5 protein-coding genes are annotated in these 6,637 nt (G+C 37.0%); all 5 read right to left on the bottom strand.

All coding sequences use genetic code 11. The annotated features are described in order from the left end of the window. Window positions 1-315 (bottom strand): MerR family transcriptional regulator (locus G634_RS0107345; RefSeq protein WP_026504745.1); only part of this gene is annotated, 315 nt, incomplete at its 3' end. 176 nt (window positions 316-491) lie between these two features. Beyond that, a complete protein-coding gene (locus G634_RS0107350; protein ID WP_026504746.1) occupies window positions 492-1,388 on the bottom strand; it encodes a type III pantothenate kinase in 897 nt (298 codons plus the stop codon). An 18-nt stretch (window positions 1,389-1,406) separates the two neighbouring features. Beyond that, complete coding sequence (locus G634_RS0107355; RefSeq protein ID WP_026504747.1) at window positions 1,407-2,984, bottom strand: helicase HerA-like domain-containing protein; 1,578 nt, start codon at window positions 2,982-2,984, stop codon at window positions 1,407-1,409. 88 nt (window positions 2,985-3,072) lie between these two features. Next, window positions 3,073-3,927, bottom strand: a complete 855-nt coding sequence (locus tag G634_RS0107360) for a LysR family transcriptional regulator (protein ID WP_026504748.1) — start codon at window positions 3,925-3,927, stop codon at window positions 3,073-3,075. 304 nt (window positions 3,928-4,231) lie between these two features. Further along, a complete protein-coding gene (locus tag G634_RS0107365) occupies window positions 4,232-6,223 on the bottom strand; it encodes an oxidoreductase (RefSeq protein ID WP_026504749.1) in 1,992 nt (663 codons plus the stop codon). Window positions 6,224-6,637 lie beyond the last annotated feature (414 nt).

The raw sequence follows: 6,637 nt of genomic DNA on the forward strand, positions 1-6,637 counted from the left end.
GTTTATACCGGAACCAATATCACTTATTATTTCAAATGGTTGTCCCTTTGCTATAAGATACGTTCTCACATTTTCAATTTGCCGCTCTAAGTCATCTTTTTGTTTTTGACTCGATACTCGGCAATATCCAATTGTGATACGATTTTTAGGCTTTACATTCATTACTTGGTTAAGTTGTTCATCAGAATAATATCTATAACCACTTGTTGTAGTATGATGTGGATGAAGTTTTCCGTTAGCATCCCAATTTCGTAATGTCTGCGCAGATACACCTATAATCTTTGAAAATTCATGTATAGAATAATATTTACTCAAAGTGCTAGCTCCTTTCAATATTATTATACATCAGTAAACTATAAAAGTCAACATCTGTTTATATAGTTTTATAAGTATTATTCAACAGTTATTAACCTTCCCTTAAAAAATGACTTATAGATTTTTTAACCTATCAGGCTATACTTTAATTACAAATACGCACTGATTATAAAGCCTTAGCAATTGGCTATCATTTTTTCCTGCATGTTTATATAATAAAGGTAATATAGTGCCTCTAACTGCAAATTTTCCACATATCTAACTTTGGTCTTACAAAATGGAATCACAAGTCTTCCAAGTCCTCCTGTTACCACTACCTCTACATTGTCAGATAACAGATTTCTATGTTCATTACCGTTGTTAAATGCAGTATTTATACACTCGTTTTCATCGTATGATATGAAAAGCTCGTTTTTTGCTTTTGCAGCAAGTACATCAAGCATTGCTGCTGCTCCTATGATTACGCCGTTTAACATGGAATTCTTTGTATCTTTTGCAATCACATTTGTATTTACATCCAGCATTACGGCATCTAATTTCGGAAGTGCCGAAGTTTTTTCATACAGTGCGGTTAAAGAAGTCTGGATTCCTGGTGCAATGGTTCCACCTACAAAAAATCCATCTTTATCTATAACAGACATAACACTGCAGGTTCCAAAATCAAATACTATGGCAGCGCTATTACATATTTTGTACGCACCAAGGCAATCCATAAGCCTATCCATGCCTACACTTTTTTCATCATATTTTTTTATACGGGGAAGTCCTAGCATATTTCTAGAAGCCACTATCACTTCGCCTTGTACAAAAAAACTTAAAGCAAGTGATAGAGCATCATTTATCTGAGGTACTACCGAAGAAACGATAGCACCTCCAATAATATGTTTTTCAAGATTTCTCTTTTGAATAATAGTTTGAATCTGTTTTGAATAAAAGAAGGCATCAGCCTCTTTTTGTGTACTAATTCTCTCAGTGAAAGCTAGAATTCCTTCTGTGAATAGTCCAAATACTATACTGGTATTTCCAACGTCAACAGTAAGGATAGTATCTTTTTGAGATATACAACCTGTCATTATTTTATTTTCCTCTCATCATCCTTTAAACAAGGTGCTCAAAATACCTCTGCCAAGAGATGCGCCGAGATTGCCTCCAAGCGTCTTACCAAATCTTCCAAATGGCTTGCCGACTTGTTTTCCGACTTCTCTTCCAACTGTGCCAGCCACAGAATTTCCAACGGACTTTGCGACTCTCTTTTTATTTGCGGCTTCTAATTTTTCCTGACGCTCTCTTTCTTTAGCAAGTGCAGCTTCTTTTTTAGCATTTTCCTTTGCCTGTAAGGCTTCTTCTTTAGCAAGCGCTTCTTCTCTTTCTTTCTGGATTCCCAATCGCTCTAATAATTCGTATGCTGATTCAGGATCATATGCATTTGCGTATTTAGTAAAAAGAAGACTGCTGTTTATTGCTCTTTGTCTTGTGCCATCATCAATTGCTCCAATAAAGCTCTTTGGTGGCAATATATTAACCTTTTCCACAACACTTGGAATACCGCCTTCATCAAGGAAAGATACAAGTGCTTCGCCGGTTCCAAGACTTTGTATCACGTCAAATGTCTTAAACTCTGGATTCTCACGAAAAGAATCTGCTGCCGCCTTAACTGCCTTCTGATCAGAAGGAGTATATGCTCTTAATGCATGCTGCACTTTATTTCCAAGCTGAGCCAATACTCCATCTGGAATATCTCTTGGATTCTGTGTTACAAAATAAATACCAACGCCCTTTGATCGAATAAGCTTTACAACCTGCTCTATTTTTTCTAAAAGAGGCTTTGGTGTATCTTTGAATAACAAATGTGCTTCATCAAAGAAAAATACCATCTTAGGCTTATCAAGATCACCAACTTCCGGCATTATCTCGAAGAGTTCTGACATCATCCACAAAAGAAATGTTGAATACAATGTCCCATTTCCTATTAGACTCTCACTGTCTAACACATGAATCATTCCTTTTCCTTCAGGAGATACTGTAAACCAGTCTCTTATATCAAGCGCTGGTTCTCCAAAAAACTTCTCTCCTCCAGATATTTCCAACGATACAACAGCTCTTTGAATTGCTCCGATAGTAACCTTACTCATTGCTCCATAGTCTGCTGCATACTCTTTGTTATTTTCAGATACATAATTGAGCATTGCCTTTAAATCTTTCAGGTCGATAAGAGCAAGTTTCTCATCATCTGCAATTTTAAATACAATTCCCAATATATTTCTTTGAAGTTCATTTAATCCCAAAATACGAGAAAGAAGGAGTGGTCCCATTTCTGAGACTGTTGTTCTAAGCTGGATTCCCTTTTGACCATATATATCCCAGAAAGTTACAGGATATCCATTGTATGCAAAACCTTTATCTCTAATTTCAAACTTATCGATTCGTTTCTGCATATCTTCTGAATCTATTCCAGGATTCAGGATTCCTGCCACGTCTCCCTTTACATCTGCAAGAAATACCGGAACTCCCATATCACTGAAAGTCTCAGCAAGCACCTTCAAAGTTACAGTCTTACCAGTTCCTGTTGCTCCAGCGATTAGTCCGTGTCTATTTGCCATCGAAGGCAGCATATACACTGACTTTCCTTCCTGATTATTTGCAATCCATATCTTCCCGTCTTTAATCATATCATTCTCCTTTTCGTGATTTATACCATGAGTACAAGTTAGGTAAAATGTTTCTATATTGGCAAATTTATCTAACATTAAATACAGTTTATTTCATATGTGAAATAAGGCTTCTGGCAAGCCTGTTATCTGCTCCGTCGACTCTGTATATTCCACAAATATCCCACGTATAACCACCTGAAATTCTAATTCCTTTTACATCTTTGCAATCAGGAAAAAATTTAGGAGAAACACCTATTCCAACTTTATGCTTAACTAGCTGATAAATCGATTCTCCCTCAGAAACGTGAGCTACAATATTTGGATTGAAACCATTTAAATGGCATGCATTTACAAAATCATGATATACATGATATTTGCTATTCATGGTAATAATCTTCTCATCCCGTACCTCTGATAAATCTATGTATTCCCTATCCCAGAAAGGATGATTTTTGTAGACATACATATTAACTTCAATTGATTTCATAAGTACGCAGTTTAGATTATTATCTCTTGTTTCACCAATTACTATTCCTAATCCAAGCTCACCATTTAATACTTTTTCCTTGATTAATCCGTTTTCGTGTTCATACCATCTTCCGACTATTTCTGTATGGTTATCCATAAATTCGTGAAGCTTTTCCACGTCAATAGCACGAATAACCCCAGCCGCAAGACCTATTCTAAAACGCTTTTCTCCATTTCTTATATGAGCAATATCTGACATTAGATCGTTAAGACTCTTATCTATTTCTTTAGACTTTTCATAGAATATTTTACCACTTTCTGTCGGTAAAAAACCCTCTTTCGATCTGATAAAAAGACTTGTTCCTATCTCATCCTCCATATTTTTTATCATCTTGCCTAGCCCTTGCGGTGATAAAAAAAGTTTTCTGGAAGCAGATGAAAGATTTCCTTCCTCATATAAAATTTGAAAACACTTAAAATTCTTGGTATTCACACAAAACCTCTGTTTAAATATGTTTACATCCTTGTATGTTTCTTATTTTCATAAAGAAAACAAGGAACTATGCTTTGATTAAAGTAACACCAATTTAGTATCGTATCATAATTTGCTTCTTTTTAAAAGATGATACATGAAAAAACGGCATGCTCCAATTCAGAAACATGCCGTTTTATAACTATTATCAAATGTGTGGGAGGTTTTATTCTGCACAAACTACCATTTGGGGAGATGGCATCTATGCAGAATAATTTTATATTTAAGGTATTATGTGTTAAAAAATATGTTTTAAAATTTAAAATCAGATATGGTTTGCAACTTCAAATGCATCCCAGATAGCGTACATGATGTTTGCAACCTGTCTTGCATCACCAAGAAGATATGCTTCATCTACTTCATTGCTGTACTTCTGGTATAAAGATGCCTCACTGGCATAACCAACGCAAAGAACTACACTGTCTGCCTTGAAAGTTTTTGTTTCATCAGCAACAGTTGCTGTAAGAACTCCATCTTTATATCCAGTAACTCTAGCGCCTGTGCATACTTCAATTCCATTGTAAGGAATGAGCTTCTCCAGCATTTCTTTATTAGCACTGCAAAGAGGTCCGTTAACAGCCATGAGTTTGTCAAGTGCTTCAACTATTGTAACTTTCTTGCCCTTCATAGCAAGGTCAAGTGCAAGTTCGCATCCTACAAGACCGCCACCAACTACTGCAACTTCATTTCCTGGATCTTTCTCGTTGAGAAGAACCTGCTCTGCAGAATAAACCTTAGAATCGTCTCCAAGTGAGAACATCTTAGGTCTAGAACCAGTTGCAAAGATGACTGCATCAAATGAGCTGTCGAGAATTTCTTTCTCTGTTGCCTCAGTATTCAAATGAACTTCAACACCAAGTCTTGCAAGTTCATCTTCATACCACTTTGCAAGTGCAATATCGTCTTCCTTGAAATCTGGAGCACCACCAGGGATAAGGTTTCCGCCAAGTCTACCAGACTTTTCATATACAACCGGCACATGTCCACGCTCTGCAAGAACTCTTGCAGCTTCACATCCGCTGACACCACCACCTATTACTAATACTTTCTTTGCCTTAGTGATAGGATTGTAAGCTGTAAGTCTTTCTCTACCTGTCTGAGCATTTACTGCACAGTTGATAAGTGAATAAGACTGGATACGTCCCATACAACCTTCCTGACAGCTGATACATGGACGAATCTGACTAATCTGATTTCTACGAATCTTGTTAACAATATCTGGATCAGCAAGTGTTGGACGACCAAGTGAAATCATATCGCATATATCAGACTCAAGACACTTAGTAGCAGTATCTGGGTTATCAACACGACCTGCCATGATAACTGGAATATTTACATTTTTCTTTGTAATTCTGGCAAATTCCTTATATGGAGCTTTCTCCATATACATCGGTGGGTGATTCCACCACCATGCATCGTATGTTCCAGCGTCTACATCAAGTGCATCATAGCCATATTTTTCAAGAAGTTTAGCTGCCTCTATGCCTTCTTCAATATCACGACCTTTTTCTTCAAATTTCTCACCTGGAAGAGCACCTTCTCTGAAATCCTTGATCATGCTCTTAAGAGAGAATCTCATAGCAACAGGGAAATCCCATCCGCAAGTCTTAGCGATTTCTTCACGAATTTCCTTTGCAAATCTAAGTCTGTTCTCAAGAGATCCGCCATATTCATCTGTTCTCTGATTGAAGAATGAAATAGCGAACTGATCGATAAGATATCCTTCGTGTACTGCATGAATTTCTACACCATCAAAGCCTGCACGCTTAGCATTATAAGCACCCTTACCAAAGCTTTCAACGATTCCGTGAATCTCTTCAACTGTAAGAGGACGACAAGTCTTGTCAAGCCATCTGTGAGGAACAGCAGATGCTGAAACAGGTGGAAATTCTCCAAGGTTTGTAGGAATTGTTACACGTCCAAATCCGCCGCTCATTTGCAGGAAAATCTTAGAACCATAAGCGTGAACTCTTTCTGTCATCTGACGGCTTGTTCTAACGAACTGAACCGGATTATATGTTGAATTAGGTGTGTTAGGGAAAGAAGGCTTCTCAACTTCTGTATCTGAGAAAGTTACACCGGTAATAATAAGACCGATTCCACCTTTTGCTCTTCTTGTATAGTAATCTATACCTCTGTCATTCCAACCGCCTTCGCAATCACCAAGACCAAGAGGTCCCATAGGTGCCATTGCATAACGGTTTTTGATCTCAAGCTTGCCAATTTTAATTGGCTCAAAAAGTTTAGGATACTTCATCTGTAAATCTCCCTTCTTAGATTACTGACTTCCTACCAAGTCTACTGATAATAACAAGCAAATATTCATAGGTTCTTGTTTTCATCAGGAAAATCAAGAACCGTACCAGACCAAAATTTGTCGTTAAGACAAATTTTGTCCTGCAAAGCAGGATTCTTGCTGATGATTATCCTAAATCTCAGCAAGAAGTCATACTTTTTTGTTGTATATAATCTGTTCTGATGTTTGTATATTTCGTCGCAGACACGCTTTCGCTTGATTATAAACGTAATGGTTCGTAATGCGCTAAAAAACAGCGCATAAGAACCAACGTTTATAAACAGTTCTGCTCATGAAATATTACAAGCCATCAGAACTCATCTAATTAGTTCAAATAACAAAAAAAGTATGACTTCTTGTCACTTACATTCAGAA

This window comes from Butyrivibrio sp. NC3005 (assembly GCF_000424545.1).
Lineage (GTDB): Bacteria > Bacillota > Clostridia > Lachnospirales > Lachnospiraceae > Butyrivibrio.

Bases quoted from the DNA above. Each gene is read 5' to 3' on its own strand.
- G634_RS0107350 (WP_026504746.1), bottom strand. From the start codon at position 1,388: ATGACAGGTTGTATATCTCAAAAAGATACTATCCTTACTGTTGACGTT.
- G634_RS0107355 (WP_026504747.1), bottom strand. From the start codon at position 2,984: ATGATTAAAGACGGGAAGATATGGATTGCAAATAATCAGGAAGGAAAG.
- G634_RS0107365 (WP_026504749.1), bottom strand. From the start codon at position 6,223: ATGAAGTATCCTAAACTTTTTGAGCCAATTAAAATTGGCAAGCTTGAG.